Here is an 18,720-nt window from a genome sequence, read left to right as displayed (position 1 = left end):
CCACCTCCCTCACGGCCAGAGCAGCTCGCGGGTCCAGGTCGAGCCGTCGGCGGCGCGGCGGTAGCGCAGGCGGAGGTGGCGGCGGGCGGCGTCGCCCTGGAAGAACTCGACCTCCCCCGCGTCCAGGACGTACCGGGTCCAGGTCGGGGCCGGGGCGTCCGGTTCCGCCCCCGCCCGGTCCCAGGCGGCGGCCGAGACGCGTTCCAGCTCCGCCACGGAGCCGAGCACCTCGCTCTGCCGTCCCGTGAGCGCGGCGGCCAGGGCGCCCCGCGAGCGGACCGCCAGGTCCGCCCGGCTCTCCTCGGGCCCGCACGCGGTGACCCGGCCCCGTACGCGCACCTGGCGGGCCACGGTGGGCCAGTAGAACCCGAGCGCGGCCTCGGGACGGGCGGCGAGCTGGCGGCCCTTGGCGCTGGTGGAGTGCGAGGCGAAGTGCCAGCCGCGGGCGTCGGCGTCGTGCAGCATCAGGGTGCGGACGTCGGGGTGCCCGTCGCCGTCGACGGTCGCCAGGCTCATGGTGTGCGGCTCCGACTGCCCGGCCCGCGCCGCGTGCGTGAGCCACTCCCGGAACAGCCCGAGCGGCTCGGCCGGGGCCGCTCCGGGGTCGAAGGCGGGCAGGTCCGTGTCCCAGACGCGCAGGGAGCGCAGGGTGGCGTGGAACTCGTCGTCTTCACGTGCGGCCTCGCTGGTCATGGCGCGAGCCTAGCGCCGGGCGGCGGGGCGGGTTCGGGGGGTGGGCACGCGCTGCCGTCGGACTGGTCGGACAGGTATGCGGTCCGTTCCTCCGCGCTGAGGTCCCGGTTGAGGGTCCGGCAGATCTCGTCGATCGCCGCCTCGGGATCTTCGTGCAGGTCGAGACGAGGCAGTTGCACGGTTCCGTCGTTGCTACCGATGGCGAGGGTGGATCCGTCCGGACTGAACGCCACTGACCACGGTATGTCGGTGATAAGCAGGGTGGTGACGGTTTTCGCCTCGTCCACGTCCCAGAGTCGAACGGTCAGGTCGGCACTGCTCGTGGCCAGAGTCCCCTCGGATCTGAACGCCACCGCGTTCACCCAACCGACATGGCCGGGGAGGGTGCGACTTGCGCCGGATTCCACGTCCCACAGATACGCCGTGTCGGTGCCGCCGGTGGCCAGCACCTTGCCGTTCGGACTGAACGTCACCGACAGGACCGGACCGGTGTGGCTCGACAACGTGTCGACGAGCGCGCCGGTCTGCACATCCCACAACCGTACGGTGTTGTCGGTGCTGCCGGTGGCGAGGGTGGAGCCATCGGGGCTGAACGCCACCGCGCTCACCGCGTCGCTGTGCTTCAGCGGGCCAATGAGTTTGGTGCCGGTCTTCGCGTCCCACAGTTGCGCAGTGGAGTCGCGGCTTGCGGTGGCGAGCATCGTGCCGTCGCGGCTGAACGTCACCGCGTTCACCCAGCCGTCGTGCTCCAACGGATTGCCGCGAACCTCACCGGTCCGCACGTCCCACAGTCGTGCCGTGCCATCGGTGCTGGCGGTCGCGAGAGTGGACCCGTCGGGGCTGAACGCCACTGAGCCCACACTGGCGGTGTGGTCGGTGAGAGTTTCGCGGGTCTTGCCGGTCTCCACGTCCCACAGCCGCGTCGTGCCGTCGTGGCTGCCGGTGGCGAGAGTGGACCCGTCGGGGCTGAACGCCACGGTGTACACGGGTTCGCTATCGCCGGCCAGGGCGCTGCCGGGGTCTACGTCCCACAGGCGCACGGTGTCGTCGTGGCTGCCGGTGGCAAGCATCTCCCCATCGGAGCTGAACGCTATGGCACGTACCGTGTCGGTGTGTCCGCTGAGGACGGTGAGGATCGCGCCGCTCTTCGCATCCCAGAGAATCGCCGTGTTGTCGGCACTGCCGGTGGCGAGGACCCGCCCGTCAGGACTGAAAGCCACTGAATGCACTGCGTCGTCATGACCGACGAAGACGCGTTTCGTGCCGGTGTTCGTGTCCCACAGCACCACGTTGGTGTCTTCGCCGCCGGTTGCCAAGGTGCGTCCGTCTGGACCATACGCCACAGAGCGCACCGGTCCGGCGTGTTCCATCGGTTCGCCGGTCCTCGTGCGGGAAGCCACGTCCCACACCGAAACGAAGCCGTCATAACTTCCGGTGGCGAGGGTAAGTCCGTTGGGGCTGAAGGCGAGGGAGTCCAGTGCATCTGTGCCCCGCATCGGTTCACCCCGCCGCGTGCCCGTGACGCCCCACAACTGCGTGGTCCCGTCGCCGGCAGCGGTGGCGAGCGACTTTCGGTCGGGGCTGAAGGCCACCTGGTTGACCCAGTCGGCATGGCCCATCGGAATGCCGCGTTCTTCACCGCTCTCCACGTCCCACAGTCGCGCCTTGTTGTCCTCGCTACCGGTGGCGAGGGTGGTCCCGTCAGGGCTGAACGCCACAGTTCCCACATTGCTGTTGTGGTCCATGGACGGGACCACGGTCTTGCCGGTCTTCACGTCCCAGAGCAGTGCGCTGCCATCGTCGCTGCTGGTGGCAAGGGTGCTGCCGTCGGGACTGAATGCCACCGAGCGTACGTTTGCGGTATGGCCGTCCAAGCGACGCTCCAGTGGGAGGGCTGCCGCGTTCCGCAGGCTTTCCTCGGCCTCCGACGTGTCCTCGGTGCGGAAGGCCCGGATGGCCAGGAGCGCAGCGAGGTCGGGGCTGGCGCCGATGAGCGTGCTGGACTGGCCGGCGAGCTCGCGCGAGCGGGCTTCCTGCTGCTCGGTTTCCACTTTCCGCCACTGCCAGAGGGCCAGTCCCCCGACGACGAGCGCGAGGGCCAGCAAGGACGCCAGGATCCGGTTCAGGCGTCTGCTGCGGCGGATGCCGGTCTGCTGGTGCTCCTTGCTGGCGCCGAGGAAGGTGGCGATGTCGCTCGGGAGGCGGCGCTGTTCGGACCAGTCCAGGCCTTCCGCGAGGGACGTGCCCGCGAGCAGGTCGCCCGGGTTCTCCTTTTCGGCGTAGCGGGCGTGCTGGGCGCGGGTGTGCTCCAGCCAGTCCTGGAAGCGGTGGTCCTGGCTGACCCATTCGCGCAGGGGCGGCCAGTCGCGGATCAGGGCGTCGTGGATCAGTTCGGCCACCGGCAGCCCGGGAGGGACGTCGTGGTAGAGGGAGATGCGGGGGGTGTGCGTGGTGATGATCCGCTGGCGGGTGAGGACCGCCAGGACGTCGTCGATGTCCTTGAGCGTCGCCCCGTCGGGCTCGCCGTAGGACCCCTTCTCCGGCTCCCCGTCGGACCCCTTCCCCGGCTCCCCGGTGGTCGTCCACCCCGGCTTCCCGCCCGGCTTCCCGCCCGGCTTCCCGCCGGTCGCTCCGCCGGTCGCTCCCTCCGGCCCACCGCCCACCGCCGCGGCCACGTCGCGCAGTTCCTGCAAGGTGACCTGTCTGCGGACGGCCGGGATGTTGCGTTCGAGGTCCGCCGGCCGCACCAGGGAGGTCAGGATGCGCTGCGCGATCGGGCGGTGGTCGGCGGGCAGCTCCTCCAGGGCGGTGTCGCACCATGTGGTCAGGCTGCCGGTGACGCCGCCGATGCGGCGGTAGGCGTCGTGGGTGAGGTAGCCGTCGTGGCGGCGCTCCCAGAGCTGGCTGAGGGTCAGTTCCAGCAGCGGCAGCACGGTGACCGGCGCGCGGCGGGTGGTGATCCCCTCGGGGGTGGTGGCCAGGACGTCGTTGATGATCTGCTCGGGCAGCCCGCGTTCGAAGCGGGCGCCCGCGTTCCGGGCGGGCTCGGTGATGATGTCGAGGAGGTCCTCCTCGCTCAGGGTGCCCGGGATGTTGAGGAGCCCCGGCATGGCGGCTTCCAGCAGCTTGGGGGCCAGCGCCGCCTGCTGCGGGTAGAAGTCGTCGCGCATGACCAGCAGGACGCTGAGCCGGGCGTGCGATCTCACCGCGGTGGTGATCTGCTCGGTCGCGGCCAGCCGGCGGCGCAGGTCCTGCCCGGTGGAGGGCTGGGTCAGCAGTTCCTCGAACTGGTCGACGATCAGTACGAGGCGCTGGCGACCCGGTTCGACGGCCAGCCGGTGGCTGACGGCCGCGACGATGCCTTCGCTCCGCACTCCGGGAAGTCCGCCGCGTTCGAGCTCGTCCAGCAGGTCCTGCCGCGGCCGGACGGTCACGGGCAGCCACATGTCGCTGCCCGGCAGCGCCCCCGCCGCCAGCGCGGGCAGTACGCCCGCCTGCACCAGCGAGGACTTGCCCGAGCCGGAGGGCCCCAGGAGCAGGGTGACGCGCTGGTCGGCCAGGTTCGCCACGACCTGCCGTACGGCCTCCTTGCGGCCTTCGAACCAGCGGGCGTCCTCCGGGGTGAACGACTCCAGGCCCCGGTACGGGCACACGTCCTGCGCGGTCAGCGCGGGCCAGGCGTCCCGGAGCACCTCCGTGGGCGTGACGTACGCGATGTTCTGGCCGCGCTCGTGGTCGTCCGGGGCGGTGATCTCGCTGAGCATGCCGATGACGAGGCCGGTCTTCTGGTCCACGACCGGCCCGCCGCTGAATCCGGTGGTCAGGTCATTGGCGGCGGTCAGCTGGAGGTGCGGGCCCCTGTTCTCGGAGGCCGGGATCAGGGCGCCGACCACGCCGAAGCCGTAGTGGCCGCCGACCGGGGCCTGCGCGGGGAAGCCGAAGGAGCGCACCGGGTGACCCACGGAGCCCGACGCCGAGCCCAGGGGCAGCCCGCCCACACCCGTCGGCGCCCCGTGCAGGCGCACGACGGCCACGTCGTCGTCCCCGGGGTCGCGCCACGGTTCGGTCAGGACCGAGCCCTCGACGCGGGGGGCGCCCTCGATGTGCGGGAAGTCCACGAGCAGGCTCTCGCCGGGACCGGTCCCGGCGGCGCGCACGACGTGCGCACAGGTGACCAGGATGTTCTCGGCGACGAGGAAACCCGCTCCGGTCACCTGTTCGTCCGGTCCTACGATCTGGCCCACGGCAGGAGGGAGTTCCGAGGCTCCCTCGCCGGCCGGGCCGGTGACGGTGGCGTCCATGGGATCAGTCCTCAGTCCACCCCTCGGCCGTGCTCGGACCGTCGGCGCCCGGACCCGCCGGCTCGTCCTGCTTCCAGGTCATGGTGATCCGTAGATGGCAGTTGGCGGTGCTCTTGGTGATCACGACCCCGGCCTGGACGGCCAGGTTGACCCCGAACTCGACCGAGATCGCGTCGGGACCCGCCTGGCGCAGCTGGTCGAGTACGGCGCGGGACGCGTCGGCGACGGACCCCATCGCCTCCTGCAGATTGCCCGGCAGCTGTTGGATGGCGTCGCCGACGCGACCTGCCTTCACCGGGCCGTCCGCCGTCGCCGGAGCCTCGACCAGGACGGAGCCGCCGCCTTCCAGGGAAATCCGGGCGAGATGCGTCATGGCTCCTCCTTCGCCCGCCGTACCGCCGGTGCCGACGTCGGGACGCGCCCCCCGGCGAGGGGTCGGGCGCGGACGTCGTGAAGGGCGGCATGGGGCAAGCGGTACGGGACGGGCTCGCGCAGGGGAACCACGCCGGACGGGAGCCCTTCATCGGCCGGGCACCGTGGACGCGGACGCGGACACGGACACCGGGGCCGTACATATCGATCGTCGTCCCGTTCGGGGCACTTCGCATCCGGGGGACCGGCGCCCGCCGCCGACGGCCGTACGGCCCCGGGCGGCCCGGGGTGGGGCCCCGTCAGTTCCTGCCCAGGATCACCGTCCCCGAGGAGCAGAACCAGCCGCCGGTTCCCGAGGCCAGTGCCACCTCGGGGAGGCGTCCGTCCCTCTTCGTGACCTGGCCGGCGCCCGCCTCGCCGCGGAGCTGACGCACCGCCTCGACCAGCAGGAACAGGCCGCGCATGCCCGGGTGGCAGGCCGACAGGCCACCGCCGTCGGTGTTGACGGGGAGTTCTCCGTCGCGCAGCAGGCGACCCTTCTCCACGAAGGCCCCGCCCTCCCCCTTCGCGCAGAAGCCCAGGTCCTCCAGCGTCACCAGGGTCATGTACGTGAAGGCGTCGTAGATCTCCGCGAGGTCCACGTCCGCCGGGGTCAGGTCGGCCCGCTCGAACGCCAGCCGCCCCGAGACCGCCGCCGGGGACACCGTGAAGTCCTCCCACTCCGACATCGTGGTGTGCGAGACCGAGGTGCCCGACCCCAGGATCCAGACGGGGGCTTTGGCGGTGTCCGGTACGTGGTCCTCCGCCGCCAGGAGCACCGCGCAGCCGCCGTCCGAGCGGATGCAGCAGTGCAGCTTGGTGAAGGGGTCCGCGATCATGTCGCCGGCGAGGACCTCGTCCACCGTGACGGGCGTGCGGAACATCGCGTCCGGGTTCGTGGCCGCGTTCGCCCGGGCCTGGACGGCGACCGAGGCGAGCTGTTCCAGGGTCGTCCCGTACTCGTGCATGTGCCGGCGGGCGGCCATGGCGTACTTGGAGATCAGGGTGTGGCCGTACGGGGCCTCGAACTGCAGCGGGCCCCGCGCCCCGAAGGAGAGGTTCGAGGTGCGCCGGCGGGCCTTGATGTCCGCGCGGGCGGTGGACCCGTAGACCAGCAGGACGGCGTTGGCGCGGCCCGCGGCGATGGCGTCCGCCGCGTGGGCCGCCATGACCTCCCAGGTCGAGCCGCCGACCGAGGTGGAGTCGACCCAGGTGGGGCGCAGCCCCAGGTACTCGGCGACCTCGACCGGGGCGAGCGTGCCGAGCCCGGCCGAGGCGAAGCCGTCGATGACGCAGCGGTCCAGGCCGGAGTCGGCGAGGGCGCGCCGGGCGGCCTGCGCGTGCAGGGCGTAGGGGGTGGGGCCGTCCACGCGGCCGCAGTCGGAGAGGGCGACCCCGACGACGGCGACCCGGCGGCGGCGCCCTGCGGGTCCGGATACGGGTCCGGATACGGGTCCGGAGTTGAGTCCAGGCATGGGGTCGACGGTACATCTGACGTAGCGTCAGATGCCAGTGCCAGTGCCAGTGCCAGTGCCAGTGCCAGTGCCCAGGGTCGGGGCCGGGGTCGGGGCCGGGTGGCCGGATTCCGTCGGGGCCCGGTCCGCCGCCGTCGCCCTCTGGGCATCTGGCGCCCTCCGGCCTAACATGACGGCCCGTCAGATACGGGGAGGAGCCCGACGATGGATGCCGCCTTCACCGCGGAGCAGGACGAGATGCGCCGCACCCTGCGCGAGATCCTGGGCAAACGCTGCGGCCCGGACGAGGTCAAGGCCGCCGTTCGCACCGCCGCGGGTCACGACCGGCAGTTGTGGCAGCAGCTGGCCCAGCAGTTGGGTTTGGCGGGCATCGCCGTCGCCGAGGAGTACGGCGGAGTCGGCTGCACCCCCGCCGACCTGGCCCTGGCCTGCGAGGAGACCGGGCGGGCGCTGCTGCCCTCGCCGCTGCTGGCCACCGCCGCCCTCTGTGTCCCGCTGGTCACCGCCCTCGGCACCGACACCCAGCGCTCCGCACTGCTCCCGCCGCTCGCCGCCGGCGGGCTGACGGCCGCCCTCGCCGTCCCCGGACCCGCGCTCACCACCGCCCTCGCGCTGACCGCCGAGAACACCGGCGGCGACTGGGCCGGCGGCGGTCGCGCGGGCGGGATCCAGGCGCGGGGCGACGGCTCGGGCGGCTGGCGGCTGTACGGGGAGGCGGCGCAGGTGCTGGACGGGCACAGTGCCTCCCTGCTGCTGGTCGCCGCGCACGCCGGCGGCTTCGCGCGCAGCCGTACCCTGCTGTTCCTCGTACGGGAGGACGCGCCCGGCCTCGTACGTACGCGCCAGACCGTGCTCGACGAGACCCGGCCGCAGGCCCGGATACAACTGCGCGACGTGCCGGCCGAGATGCTCGGCGGCGAGGAGTCGGACGTACCGGGCGCCCTCGCCGCCACCGGGCGCACCGCCTGCACGGTGCTCGCCGCCGAGGCGGTCGGGGCGGCCGACCGGGCGCTGGAGCGCACCGTGGAGTACGTACGCCGGCGGGAGCAGTTCGGCCGCGCGATCGGCTCGTTCCAGGCCGTCAAGCACCGGCTCGCCGACCTGTTCGTACGGGTGCGGGCGGCCCGTTCGGCGGCCTACTACGCCGCATGGGACCCGGCGCAGGGCGGACTCGCCCTCGCCCAGGCGCTGGAGGCCCTGCGGGTGACCTCCGGCGAGGCGATCCAGTTGCACGGGGGCATCGGCTTCACCTGGGAGCACGACGCGCACCTCTACTTCAAGCGGGCGGCATCCGACGAGCTGCTGTTCGGCCCGGTCCACCGGCTGCGGGCGCACGCCGCCGACCTGGCCGGCCTGTTCGACCCGGCGCCCACCGCACGCACCGCGCCCACCGCGCCCACCGCACCCGACACCGCGCCCACCGCACCCGACCCCGCACCCCTGACCGAGAAGGTGACCGTCTGATGGCTCCGGGCGTCAAACTGATGCAGCAGGTCTCCTCGACCCTGCTGTTCGCCAAGATCGCACCGCATGTCATCCCGGCTATGGACAAGGCGGTGCACAGACTGACCCGGGGCAAGGTGATGCTCAGCGCCCGGATGCTGCCGGGCGTGATCCTCACCGCCACGGGCGCCAAGAGCGGCGAGCCTCGCACCACCCCGCTCGCCTGCATGCCGGAGGACGGCGGGACGAGCTGGCTGCTGATCGGCTCCAACTTCGGCCGGCCCGGGCACCCGGCATGGACCGGGAACCTGCTCAAGCACCCGGACGCGGACGTGAGTTGGAAGGGTGCGGACATCGCCGTACGCGCCCGGCTGCTGGAGGGCGAGGAGCGCGCCGAGGCATGGCGGGCGGTGCTCGGGTTCTGGCCGCCGTACGCGACGTACCAGGCGCGCATCGAGCGCGAGATCAGGCTGTTCCGCCTGGAGCGCCGCTGATCGCGGGCCCGCCCGGGGTGGGGCGCGGACGGCGGGCCCCCGGAGGGGGTCCGCCGCTACTTCGTCGGCTTCTTGCCCGTGATGCCGAGGTGGACGAGCAGGGCCAGGTTCGGCTTGAGCTCGGCCTGCTTGACGCCCCAGGTCTGGAAGCCCTTCTGGTGCGAGGCGACCGCGGCCAGCATCGCGACCAGCGAACCGGCCATGGCGGCAGGGCTGACCTCCTTGTCGACCTTGCCCTTCGCCTGGAGCTCCTTCATCGACTCCGTGAGGGAGTTGGTGACGGAGTTGAGGATCTTCATGCGGATCTTGTAGAACCGCTTGTCGCCCTCGGCCGCGCCGAGGTCGACGACCCTGAGGATCGCGTCGTTGCGCCGCCAGAAGTCCAGGAAGCCTTCGACGAGTTCCTCGGCCGCCGCCCAACCGGACTTGCCCACCCAGGTGCGGCCCTCGACGAGCGCGGTCAACTGCGCGCCCTCGGCGGCCATGTGCTCGGCGATCTCCAGGACGGCGCCCTCGACGTCCGGGAAGTACTGGTAGAAGGTCGCGGGGGAGGTGCCGGCCTTGCGCGCGACGTCGATCACCTTGACGTCGCGGTACGGCGAGGAGCTGAGCATCTCGCTGAGGCAGTCGAGCAGCTTCTGCCGCGTCGCCTGGCCGCGCCGGCCGGCGACACGCCCGTCGACGGTGCGTACTTGTCCTGTCATGCCGTCAGCTTACCGACGCGTGATCGGCGCGCTATTCGGCCGCCCGCAAATGGGGTTACTGGGCCGCCGGCCTGGGCGGGAGCCGGTCCTGCGAGGCTGCGGGGGAGGTTTTCGGCCGGGCCCGCGGCCCCCGCCCGGCCCCCGCACCGCCCGCGCCCGCCCCCCTGCTCGGCCCGCACCGCCCTCCGGCCCCCGCCCCGGGCGTGGCGCCCGGTTGCCCTGCGTTTCCCCCGATTAGTCTTATCAACAGGCTGTGGACAAGTTTTCGGGCAGATCATGGCTGGGAGAGGTGGGAGGGTACGTACCCCCGCACAACGGAAGGAACCGGGCTCATGGCCGCATTCGCGGAAGGCGCACCCTGCTGGGTGGACGCCTCGCTTCCGGACGTCGAGGCGGGCAAGCGCTTCTACGGTGAGCTCTTCGGGTGGACCTTCGCGGAAGGCGCGGGCGCCGCGTACGGCCACTACACGCAGGCCTACAGCCGCGGCCGCAACGTCGCCGCCCTCGCCCCCAAGCCCGACGGCCGGATGCCCACCGTCTGGGGCGTCTACCTCTACACCTCCGACGCCTACGCCTGCGCCTCCCGGATCCGCGCGGCCGGCGGCCAGATGGTCATGGATCCGCAGCCCGTCGGCCCGTACGGGACCGCCGCGATGGCCGCCGACCCCGGCGGGGCCGTGTTCGGCCTCTGGCAGCCCGGCACCCACCACGGCTTCGACGCCCAGCAGGAGCCGTACACGTACTGCTGGAGCGAGGTCTACACCCGGGCCCGCGACGCCGTCGACGTCTTCTACGCCAAGGTGTTCGGGTACGTCCCGCAGGACCAGGACGACGCCGGCATCGAGTACCGCGTCTGGTCCCCGCCCGGCAGCGCGCCCGGCTCCCACACCGCCGTCATGGGCCGCAGCCTGATCACCGACGCCTTCCCGGAGATCATGCCGGCGCACTTCCTCGTCTACTTCGCCGTCCCGGACTGCGACCAGTCCGTCGCGATGGTCCAGCGCCTCGGCGGCCGGGTCACCGCCGACCCCTTCGACACGCCGTACGGGCGGATCGCCGTCGTGGCCGACAATCAGGGAGCGGTCTTCGGACTGCTCGCGGAACCCCGCACGAAGACCGAGGCGTGACGGCCGGCACCGCCGTGCCGGGGCCGGACCGGGCGCGGGCCTGACAGAATCGGGTGTGCGCGACCGGGCGGCGCCCGGGAGTGGGACGCTGCACGGGGCATCGCCCCGTGCCGGTGGAAGCGGGCTTCGGTGAGGGGCTCGTACGGGGAGGTGTGGAGGCGAGTGGTGGAGCAGCTGACGCAGCACGACCCGAGACGGATCGGCCCCTTCGAGGTGCTGGGACGGCTCGGCGCCGGCGGCATGGGGCTGGTCTATCTCGCGCGGTCGGCGTCCGGACGACGGGTCGCGATCAAGACGGTGCGCACCGAGCTCGCCGAGGACCAGCTGTTCCGGGTGCGGTTCACCCGTGAGGTGGAGGCGGCCCGCGCCGTGTCCGGCTTCTACACCGCGGCCGTGGTCGACGCCGACCCGCGCGCCGCCGTGCCGTGGCTGGCGACCGCCTACGTCCCGGCGCCCTCCCTGGAGGAGATCGTCAACGAGTGCGGGCCGATGCCCGCCCAGGCCGTACGGTGGCTCGCGGCCGGCATCGCCGAGGCGCTGCAGTCCATCCACGGCGCCGGCCTCGTCCACCGCGACCTGAAGCCGTCCAACGTGCTCGTCGTCGAGGACGGGCCGCGCGTGATCGACTTCGGTATCGCGAGCGGGGTCTCCAACACCCGCCTGACCATGACGAACGTCGCCGTGGGCACCCCCGCCTACATGTCTCCCGAGCAGGCCAAGGACTCCCGCAGCGTCAAGGGCGCCAGCGACGTCTTCTCGCTCGGCTCGACGCTGGTATTCGCCGCCACCGGGCACCCGCCGTACCACGGGGCGAACCCGGTGGAGACGGTCTTCATGCTGCTGCGCGAAGGGCCCAACCTGGAGGGGCTGCCCGAGGAGCTGCGGCCGCTCATCGACTCCTGCATGCAGATGGACGCCACGCTGCGGCCCACCCCGGCCGACCTCCAGGCGCAGCTCGCCCCGCACCTGTTCGACGGCGGCGACGACAGCGGCACCGCCTCCGCGTGGCTGCCCGCGCGGGCCGTCGCGATGATCGAGGCCCGGCGTGCGGGGCACCGTACGCCGCCGGCCCCCGTGGTGCCCGCCCCCGCCCCCGGCGGCGGCGCCGGCCCGCACGGTCCGGCCTCCGGGCCCGCCACGCACCGGCGCCAGCGCGGCGTCGACCCCTGGGCGGACCCGCGCACCGGCCACGCCGTGCCGCAGCGCCCGCACCACCCGCCGATGGCCCCGGCGCGCTCCGGTGAGCCCGTACGCCTGGGCGGCTCCCCGGTGCCGATCGGGCCCGGCCCCCGCGCGAGCGCCTCGGCGCCGGCCGCGCACGCCGCCGCGGACTCGGCGACCGGCTGGATCCGGCCGCCCGGCGGCGCGGCGTCCGCAGGTGCGGCGGGCGCGTCCGGCCCGGCCTCCTCGGTGGCGCCGTCCGTACCCGCCCCCGGCCCGGCCCCCGACAGCGGTCGCTGGCGTCCGTGGCGCTTCCGGATGTCGAACGAGGTCTGGGGCACTCCCACCGTCGCCGGCGACCTGCTCTACGTCAGCTCCTTCGAGGTGCACGCCCTGGACGTGGGCAGCGGCCGCCGCCAGTTCAAGACCCGCGACGTCGCCTGGTCCATGGCCGTCTCCGGCGGCCGGATCCACGCCTCCGACGGCCCCTCCCTCTACGCCCTCGACGCGACCGACGGCTCCGAGCGGTGGCGGCTGTCCACCGAGGCGTGGGTCTACGGCCTGCGCGCCGACCGGGGCACCGTGGTCACCGCCACGCGCGGTGGCGGCGTACAGGGCTGGGAGGCCTCCACCGGGCAGAAGCTGTGGGAGCTGACCGGCGCGCAGAGCGACTTCGAGACGCCGGAGGCGACCCCGGTCCTGCAGGACGGCACCGTCTACGTCTGGCAGGACGCCCGGCTGCGCGCGCTCGACGCCCGCACCGGCCGCGAGTCCTGGTCCTACCCGGTCGGCGACGCGGCCTCCTGCGGGAACGTCCCGGTCCGGGTCACCCCCGCCCCCGACGGCAACGTGTACGTGTCGGCCGGCACCCGGGTGCTGTCCGTCGACCGGGCCTCGGGCCGGGTGCGCTGGCACTTCGAGGCCCCGGCGGTGTTCCTGGCGCCCCCGGCCTTCGCGCCCGGCGCCGCGGTGACCGGCGGCGGGGTCTACCTCGTCGACCACCTGGGCACCGTCTACGCCCTCGACGCCGTCACCGGCAAGGACCGCTGGCGGATCGCTACGGAGTCCCGGCAGTCCGCGGACCCGGTGCTGGTGGCCAACGGCAACGTCCACCTGGGCGCGGGCAGTGCCCTGTACACGCTCGACGCCGTCACCGGCACGCCGAAGTGGCGCTTCGCGGCGGGCGGCGAGATCACCGGCCTGCCGGCGGTCGCGGACGGCCGGGTGCACTTCGGTTCGGCCGACCACTGCCTGTACACGCTGGACGCGGCGGGCGGGCAGCTCCGCTGGAAGCTGGCCACGGGCGGCGAGATCACCGGCGCCCCGGTCGCCGAGGCCGGGGTGGTCTATGCCTGCAGCAAGGACCGGTGCGTGTACGCGCTGGACGCGGCCAAGGGGACGGGCACCCGAACGGGCGGCTGACCAGCCCGGCGGCGGCGCTCCGGCCCCGCCGGACAGCGCACGGCACCGGGAGTGACAGGATGGACCCCATGAGCAACGTCTACTTCGACATCACCATCAACGGCGAGGCCGCGGGCCGCATCGAGTTCAAGCTCTTCGACGACGTCGTCCCGAAGACCGCGCAGAACTTCCGCGAGCTCGCGACCGGCGTCCACGGCTTCGGCTACGCCGGCTCGCCCTTCCACCGCGTCATCCCGCAGTTCATGCTGCAGGGCGGCGACTTCACCAACCAGAACGGCACCGGCGGCAAGAGCATCTACGGCGAGAAGTTCGCCGACGAGAACTTCCAGCTGAAGCACGACCGCCCGTTCCTGCTGTCGATGGCGAACGCCGGCCGCAACACCAACGGCTCGCAGTTCTTCATCACCACCGTCGCGACCCCGTGGCTCGACGGCAAGCACGTCGTCTTCGGCGAGGTCGTCTCGGGCTCGGAGCTCGTCACCAAGATCGAGGGCCTCGGCTCCCAGTCCGGTACCACCCGCGCCAAGATCGAGATCGCGGGTTCGGGCGTCGTCGACGCCGCCTGATCCCTTGATCCGCTGATCCACCCCGGCACCGTCCGGCCGGTCGGCCCCGTCCCCGTATCCGGGGCCGGGGCCGCCGCCATGTCCGGCCGGCCCCCGCGAACCGTCCGCGGGACCGCACGTGGTCTCGGACCCGCGATCACCGCACGCGCGGCCGGGGCGCCTCCCGGCGGCCCGTGAACAGCTCCGTCTGCCGTTCCGGCGGCAGGTTCCCCAGGGTGATCAGCGCCGGAGCCTGGGCCAGGGCCTGCTGGAGCGCGGCCTGCTTCGCCGACCACAGGGCCCGTACGGTGCCCTGCACGGCTCCCGTCGGGAAGCCGGCCAGCGTCCGCGCCGCCCGCAGGGCCGCCGGCAGCAGGTCCCCGGGCGCGGTCAGCTCCGAGACGAGCCCGATCTCGTACGCCCGCCGCGCGGAGAGCCGCTCGGCCGTCCCCATCAGGGACATCCGCGCGACCTCGCCGAAGGGCATGCGCTGCGCCATGTAGACGGCCTCGTAGGCGCTCACCATCCCGTAGGTCGTGTGCGGATCGAAGAACGTCGCCGTGTCGGCGGCGATCAGGAAGTCCGCCTCGCCCAGCAGGTAGAACGCGCCGCCGCAGGCCATGCCGTTGACGGCGGCGACGACCGGCTTCCACAGATCCGAGGCCTTGGGGCCGATGGCCACCAGCGGGTCGTCGACCGAGTACGGGGAGCCGGGCTGCGGCACCTGCACGTCCCGGTCGATCCCGGTGCAGAAGGCGGCCGTGCCGGCTCCCGTCAGCACCACCGCCCGCACCTCCGGAGCGAAGCGGAACTCCCGCCACACCTCGCCCAGTTCGGCCGCGGTCGCCAGGTCGACGGCGTTGTGCCGGCGCTCCCGGTCCAGGGTGACGACCGCGACGCCGCTCGCCTCGTCCCGCTCCACCCGCAAGGTCACGGCTTCTCCAGCACCCAGCGCGGCACCGTCACTCCGGCGGTCTCGGTGAAGACCACCTGCACGCGCGCACCGATGCGCAGCCGGGCCGGGTCCATCGAGTCGAGCGGGGCGTCGGCGGAGGTCACCAGGTTCCCGGCGAGCCGGATCCGCGGGGCGTCGGCCAGCTCCACGAGGATCACGTTGTACGGGGCCTGCGCGGCGTACGCGGGCAGCAGGGGCGGATACGGCCGGACGTAGGACCAGATGCGGCCCCGGCCGCTCATCGGGCGCCACGCGCTGTCGAAGGACCGGCAGTGCGGGCAGCAGGGGCGGGGCGGGAAGCGCAGCCTGCCGCAGGCGGCGCAGGCCTGGACGCGGAGCTCGCCCCGGGCGGCGTACTCCCAGAAGGGGGCGCCGTCATCGTCGGGGACGGGCAGCAGCAGGCCGTCCCCGACGCCGCCCCCGCTCCCGGCAACGGATGCGGGTACGGGCGCCGGGGCGGATGCGGGTACGGGCGCGGGGGCGGATGCGGGTACGGGCGCGGATGCGGCGGCGGTCATCGGTCAGCTCCTCAGCAGGATCGCGGACGTCGGGACACCCTCGCCCGCCGTCACCAGGCAGGTCGCGGCGTCCGACACCTGGGCGGTGGAGATGCCCCGCAGCTGTTTGACGCCCTCGTTGATCAGGTTGAAGCCGTGCACGTACGCCTCGCTCAGCCCGCCGCCGCCGGTGTTGATCGGCAGCCGGCCGCCCCGCTCCAGCGCGCCGCCCTCGGTGAAGGCGGCGCCCTCGCCGCGCCCGCAGAAGCCGTAGCCCTCCAGGGAGAGCGGGATCAGCGGGGTGAAGGCGTCGTAGATCTGGGCGACGTCCACGTCCTCGGGCCCGAAGTCGGCCTGCTTCCACAGATGGCGCGCGGCCGTCCACGCGGGCCCCGACAGCGGGTCGTCGTTCCAGTAGTTGACCATCCCGTGGTGCTGGGACGGCAGGCCCTGGGCGACGGAGTGCACGTAGACCGGCTTCTGGCGGCAGTCCCGGGCGCGTTCGGCGGAGACGATCACGCAGGCCAGCGCGCCATCGGTCTCCAGGCAGTTGTCGAAGAGGCAGAGCGGGTCGCTGATCATCCGGGAGGTCATGTACATCTCGCGGGTGAGCGGGCGTTCGTACATCATCGCGGCCGGGTTCTCGTTGGCCCGGTTGCGGCAGGCCATCGCCACGTTGAAGAGGTGGTCGCGGGTGGCCCCGTACTCGTGCATGTAGCGGCGGGCCAGCATGCCGATCTCGTCGGCCGGCCGCAGCAGGCCGAAGGGGCGGGTCCACTGCCCGGGCGTGGGCAGTTGGACGGCGGTGTTCTTCCAGGGGCGGGGGCCGGAGCCGCGCTTGCGGGAGCGCCAGGCGACGCCGACGGTGGCCTGGCCGGTGGCGACGGCGGACGCGAGGTGGCCGACGGTGGCGCAGGAACCGCCGCCGCCGTAGCCGATCTTGGAGAAGAAGGTGACGTCGCCCGCGCCGATGGCCTTGGCGACCTCGACCTCGTCGGTCTCCTCCATCGTGTACGAGGAGAAGGCGTCGACCTCGGAGGGGTCTATGCCCGCGTCGTCGAGGGCCGCCAGTACGGCCCGGCAGGCCAGTTCCTTCTCGGACTGCGGCAGTTGCCTGGCAAAGGCGCTCTGGCCGATGCCGACTATCGCCGTAGCGTCCTTGAGCGTTGCCGCCATCGCCACCTCCGGGCCGTACGCCAGTACTGACAGCCGCGAAGGCTACAGCTAATCTGACGGATAGTCAGCTACTGGGTACCGGGGAGGGCGGACGATGGGCGAGGACGCGGTCGGGCACGGGCACGGTCCGTGGCCCGCGGGCACGGACGGAGCCGGGGGCGGCGGCCCGGCCCGGAGACGGGGCGCCGGCCACGAGGGCGAGCCGGGGCCGGGGCCGGGGCCCGCGCCCGGGTCCTGGGTCGGGCCGGGGCCGGGGCCCGCGCCGGGGGCCGAGGATCCGCGCGGGGACCTGCGGTGGGGAAGCATCGCGGGCCTGGTCCGGGACGCCGCCGAACGGTACGGCGACCGCGAGGCCGTCGTCGACGGCCGCGTCCGGGTCAGCTACGCGCAGCTCGGCGAGCGCGTCGAGCGCGCCGCGGCCGCCTGCGTCGCGGCGGGCGTCGAGCCCGGCGACCGGGTCGCCGTCTGGGCCCCCAACACCCTGGAGTGGATCGTCTCCGCCCTCGGCGCCGTCTCGGCGGGCGCGGTGCTCGTGCCCCTGAACACCCGCTTCAAGGGCTCGGAGGCGGCCTACGTCCTCGGGCGCAGCCGCGCCCGGCTGCTCTTCGTCACGGGCACCTTCCTCGGTACCTCCTACGTCGCCTCCCTGCGCCGCGCCGCCGCCGAGGGGCACGGCCGCGGGCCGCTGCCCGGACTGCCGCACCTGGAACAGGTCGTGGTGCTCGCCGACGACGCCCCCGAGTCCTTCCGCACCTGGAAGGACTTCCTGGCCGACGGGGATGCCGTACCGGCGCGGGACGTCCGCGCCCGCGCCGACGCCATCGCCTCCGACGCCCCCTCGGACATCATCTTCACCTCCGGCACCACCGGCAGCCCCAAGGGCGCCGTCATCACCCACGCCCAGTCCCTGCGCTGCTACGCGGTCTGGAGCGAGCTCGCCGGACTGCGCGAGGACGACCGCTACCTGATCGTGAACCCCTTCTTCCACACCTTCGGATACAAGGCGGGCGTCATCGCCTGCCTCATGCGCGGCGCCACGATGGTCCCGCAGCCCGTCTTCGACGTGGACACCGTCCTCGCCAACGTCGCCGCCGAACGGATCTCCGTACTGCCCGGGCCGCCCACCCTCCACCAGTCCCTCCTGGACCACCCCCAGCGCGCCCACCACGACCTCTCCGCCCTGCGCCTGGTCGTCACCGGCGCGGCCGTGGTCCCGCTCCGGCTCGTCGAACGGCTGCGCTCCGACCTGCGCGTCGGCGTCGTACTCACCGCGTACGGGCTCTCGGAAGCCAGCGGCATCGTCACCATGTGCCGCCGGGAGGACCCGCCGGAGACCGTCGCCGCGACCTCGGGGCGGCCCGTCCCGGACACGGAACTGCGCATCGCCGGCCCCGGGGGCGAGCCCCGGCCCGCCGGCACACCGGGCGAGGTGTGGGTGCGCGGCCACCACGTCATGCGGGGCTACTTCGAGGACGAGGCCGCGACCGCCGAGGCCGTCACCCCCGACGGCTGGCTGCGCACGGGCGACGTCGGGGTCCTGGACGCGGCCGGCAACCTGAGCATCACCGACCGGATCAAGGACATGTTCATCGTCGGCGGCTTCAACGCCTACCCGGCGGAGATCGAGCAGCTCCTCGGCCTGCACCCGGACATCGCGGACGTCGCCGTGGTCGGCGTCCCCGACCCCCGCCTGGGGGAGGTCGGCAAGGCGTACGCCGTCCGGCGCCCCGGATCCGCCCTCACGGCCGACGACCTGATCGCCTGGTCCCGGCGGGAGATGGCCAACTACAAGGTCCCGCGCGCGGTCGAGTTCGTCCCCGAACTGCCGCGCAACGCGAGCGGAAAGGTCCTCAAACGGGAACTGCGCGGGCCTTAGACCGTGTCCTACATGGTCAGCTTGAGGAGCCGTTTGTAGCAGCAGAGAGCGGCTGCCAGTCCGAGAAAGGCCAGGTAGTTGCCTGGTTTCCGCTCGTAGCGGTGGTTGAGCCGGCGGTAACCGGTCAGCCAGGACATGGTGCGTTCGATCACCCACCTGCGGCGGCCGAGCCGCTCGCTGGAGTCGATGCCCTTGCGTGCGATACGGACCCCGATGTGCTTGCCCCAGAGCCATCGCCGCAGGTGAGGGATGTCGTACGCCTTGTCGGCGTGAAGGCGGCGAGGCTTCGATTCCGTCGCGTGGGATTCGTGTCCCATGTGGAAATGGGACAGCATCGGCTTCAGGGCCTGGCTGTCGTGGGTGTTGGCCGCGGAGAGCCCGACGCGTAGGGGCAGTCCGTCCGCGTCGGACAGGACGTGCATCTTGGAACCGGCCTTACC

The 18,720-nt window shown here is 73.1% G+C and carries 15 protein-coding genes; 6 read left to right on the top strand and 9 right to left on the bottom strand.

Features of this window, described 5'->3' with window-relative positions; genetic code table 11:
- Window positions 1-9: 9 nt before the first annotated feature.
- From ACWFQ8_RS14765 to ACWFQ8_RS14750, 4 genes are all read right to left on the bottom strand, one after another.
- Window positions 10-693 (bottom strand): pyridoxine/pyridoxamine 5'-phosphate oxidase, encoded by a 684-nt coding sequence (locus ACWFQ8_RS14765; RefSeq protein WP_453786602.1) that lies wholly within the window; start codon window positions 691-693, stop codon window positions 10-12.
- Window positions 690-4,994, bottom strand: a complete 4,305-nt coding sequence (locus ACWFQ8_RS14760; RefSeq protein WP_453786601.1) for an nSTAND1 domain-containing NTPase — start codon at window positions 4,992-4,994, stop codon at window positions 690-692. Before ACWFQ8_RS14760 ends, ACWFQ8_RS14765 begins: the two co-directional genes overlap by 4 nt.
- Before the next feature lie 4 nt (window positions 4,995-4,998).
- A complete protein-coding gene (locus tag ACWFQ8_RS14755) occupies window positions 4,999-5,367 on the bottom strand; it encodes a CU044_2847 family protein (protein WP_453786600.1) in 369 nt (122 codons plus the stop codon).
- Window positions 5,368-5,665: 298 nt separating this feature from the next.
- Window positions 5,666-6,880 (bottom strand): thiolase C-terminal domain-containing protein, encoded by a 1,215-nt coding sequence (locus tag ACWFQ8_RS14750; RefSeq protein WP_453786599.1) that lies wholly within the window; start codon window positions 6,878-6,880, stop codon window positions 5,666-5,668.
- Window positions 6,881-7,084: 204 nt separating this feature from the next.
- Between ACWFQ8_RS14750 and ACWFQ8_RS14745 the strand changes: the two genes are divergently transcribed.
- Both ACWFQ8_RS14745 and ACWFQ8_RS14740 read left to right on the top strand, forming a co-directional pair.
- Window positions 7,085-8,344 carry an acyl-CoA dehydrogenase family protein gene (locus ACWFQ8_RS14745; RefSeq protein WP_453786598.1) on the top strand — a complete coding sequence of 420 codons (1,260 nt, stop codon included), beginning with the start codon at window positions 7,085-7,087 and terminating at the stop codon, window positions 8,342-8,344.
- Window positions 8,344-8,817 (top strand): nitroreductase family deazaflavin-dependent oxidoreductase, encoded by a 474-nt coding sequence (locus tag ACWFQ8_RS14740; RefSeq protein WP_453786597.1) that lies wholly within the window; start codon window positions 8,344-8,346, stop codon window positions 8,815-8,817. The genes ACWFQ8_RS14745 and ACWFQ8_RS14740 overlap by 1 nt, the downstream gene beginning before the upstream one ends.
- Before the next feature lie 56 nt (window positions 8,818-8,873).
- On the opposite strand, the gene ACWFQ8_RS14735 is transcribed toward ACWFQ8_RS14740, so the two are convergent.
- Window positions 8,874-9,521 (bottom strand): TetR family transcriptional regulator, encoded by a 648-nt coding sequence (locus ACWFQ8_RS14735; protein WP_453786596.1) that lies wholly within the window; start codon window positions 9,519-9,521, stop codon window positions 8,874-8,876.
- A gap of 332 nt (window positions 9,522-9,853) precedes the next feature.
- Here ACWFQ8_RS14735 and ACWFQ8_RS14730 point away from each other — a divergent pair, with 332 nt between their 5' ends.
- The 3 genes from ACWFQ8_RS14730 to ACWFQ8_RS14720 all read left to right on the top strand — a co-directional run bounded on the left by ACWFQ8_RS14730 (window position 9,854) and on the right by ACWFQ8_RS14720 (window position 13,797).
- The gene (locus ACWFQ8_RS14730) at window positions 9,854-10,648 is read left to right on the top strand and encodes a VOC family protein (RefSeq protein WP_453786595.1); all 795 of its coding nucleotides are present in this window, start codon (window positions 9,854-9,856) and stop codon (window positions 10,646-10,648) included.
- A 162-nt stretch (window positions 10,649-10,810) separates the two neighbouring features.
- Window positions 10,811-13,231 (top strand): serine/threonine-protein kinase, encoded by a 2,421-nt coding sequence (locus tag ACWFQ8_RS14725; RefSeq protein ID WP_453786594.1) that lies wholly within the window; start codon window positions 10,811-10,813, stop codon window positions 13,229-13,231.
- A gap of 68 nt (window positions 13,232-13,299) precedes the next feature.
- Window positions 13,300-13,797: a peptidylprolyl isomerase gene (locus ACWFQ8_RS14720; protein ID WP_453786593.1), complete on the top strand. Its 498-nt coding sequence runs from the start codon at window positions 13,300-13,302 to the stop codon at window positions 13,795-13,797.
- 136 nt (window positions 13,798-13,933) lie between these two features.
- Here the strand turns inward: ACWFQ8_RS14720 and ACWFQ8_RS14715 are convergent, their stop codons facing one another.
- The 3 genes from ACWFQ8_RS14715 to ACWFQ8_RS14705 are packed head-to-tail and all read right to left on the bottom strand — an operon-like array spanning window position 13,934 to window position 16,404.
- Entirely contained in the window at window positions 13,934-14,710 is a 777-nt protein-coding gene (locus ACWFQ8_RS14715; protein WP_453786592.1) for an enoyl-CoA hydratase/isomerase family protein, read from the bottom strand.
- Window positions 14,707-15,249 (bottom strand): Zn-ribbon domain-containing OB-fold protein, encoded by a 543-nt coding sequence (locus tag ACWFQ8_RS14710; RefSeq protein ID WP_453786591.1) that lies wholly within the window; start codon window positions 15,247-15,249, stop codon window positions 14,707-14,709. The genes ACWFQ8_RS14715 and ACWFQ8_RS14710 overlap by 4 nt, the downstream gene beginning before the upstream one ends.
- A 3-nt stretch (window positions 15,250-15,252) precedes the next feature.
- A complete protein-coding gene (locus ACWFQ8_RS14705; RefSeq protein ID WP_453786590.1) occupies window positions 15,253-16,404 on the bottom strand; it encodes a lipid-transfer protein in 1,152 nt (383 codons plus the stop codon).
- 94 nt (window positions 16,405-16,498) lie between these two features.
- Between ACWFQ8_RS14705 and ACWFQ8_RS14700 the strand changes: the two genes are divergently transcribed.
- On the top strand, window positions 16,499-18,280 hold the full coding sequence (locus tag ACWFQ8_RS14700; protein ID WP_453786589.1) for a FadD3 family acyl-CoA ligase: 1,782 nt from the start codon (window positions 16,499-16,501) through the stop codon (window positions 18,278-18,280).
- An 8-nt stretch (window positions 18,281-18,288) separates the two neighbouring features.
- Here ACWFQ8_RS14700 and ACWFQ8_RS14695 read toward each other — a convergent pair.
- The coding region (locus tag ACWFQ8_RS14695; RefSeq protein WP_453786588.1) for an IS5 family transposase at window positions 18,289-18,720 on the bottom strand (432 nt) is incomplete at its 5' end.

Source organism: Streptomyces sp. NPDC055254, from assembly GCF_053606025.1.
This window is presented reverse-complemented; position numbering and strand designations above follow the sequence as displayed.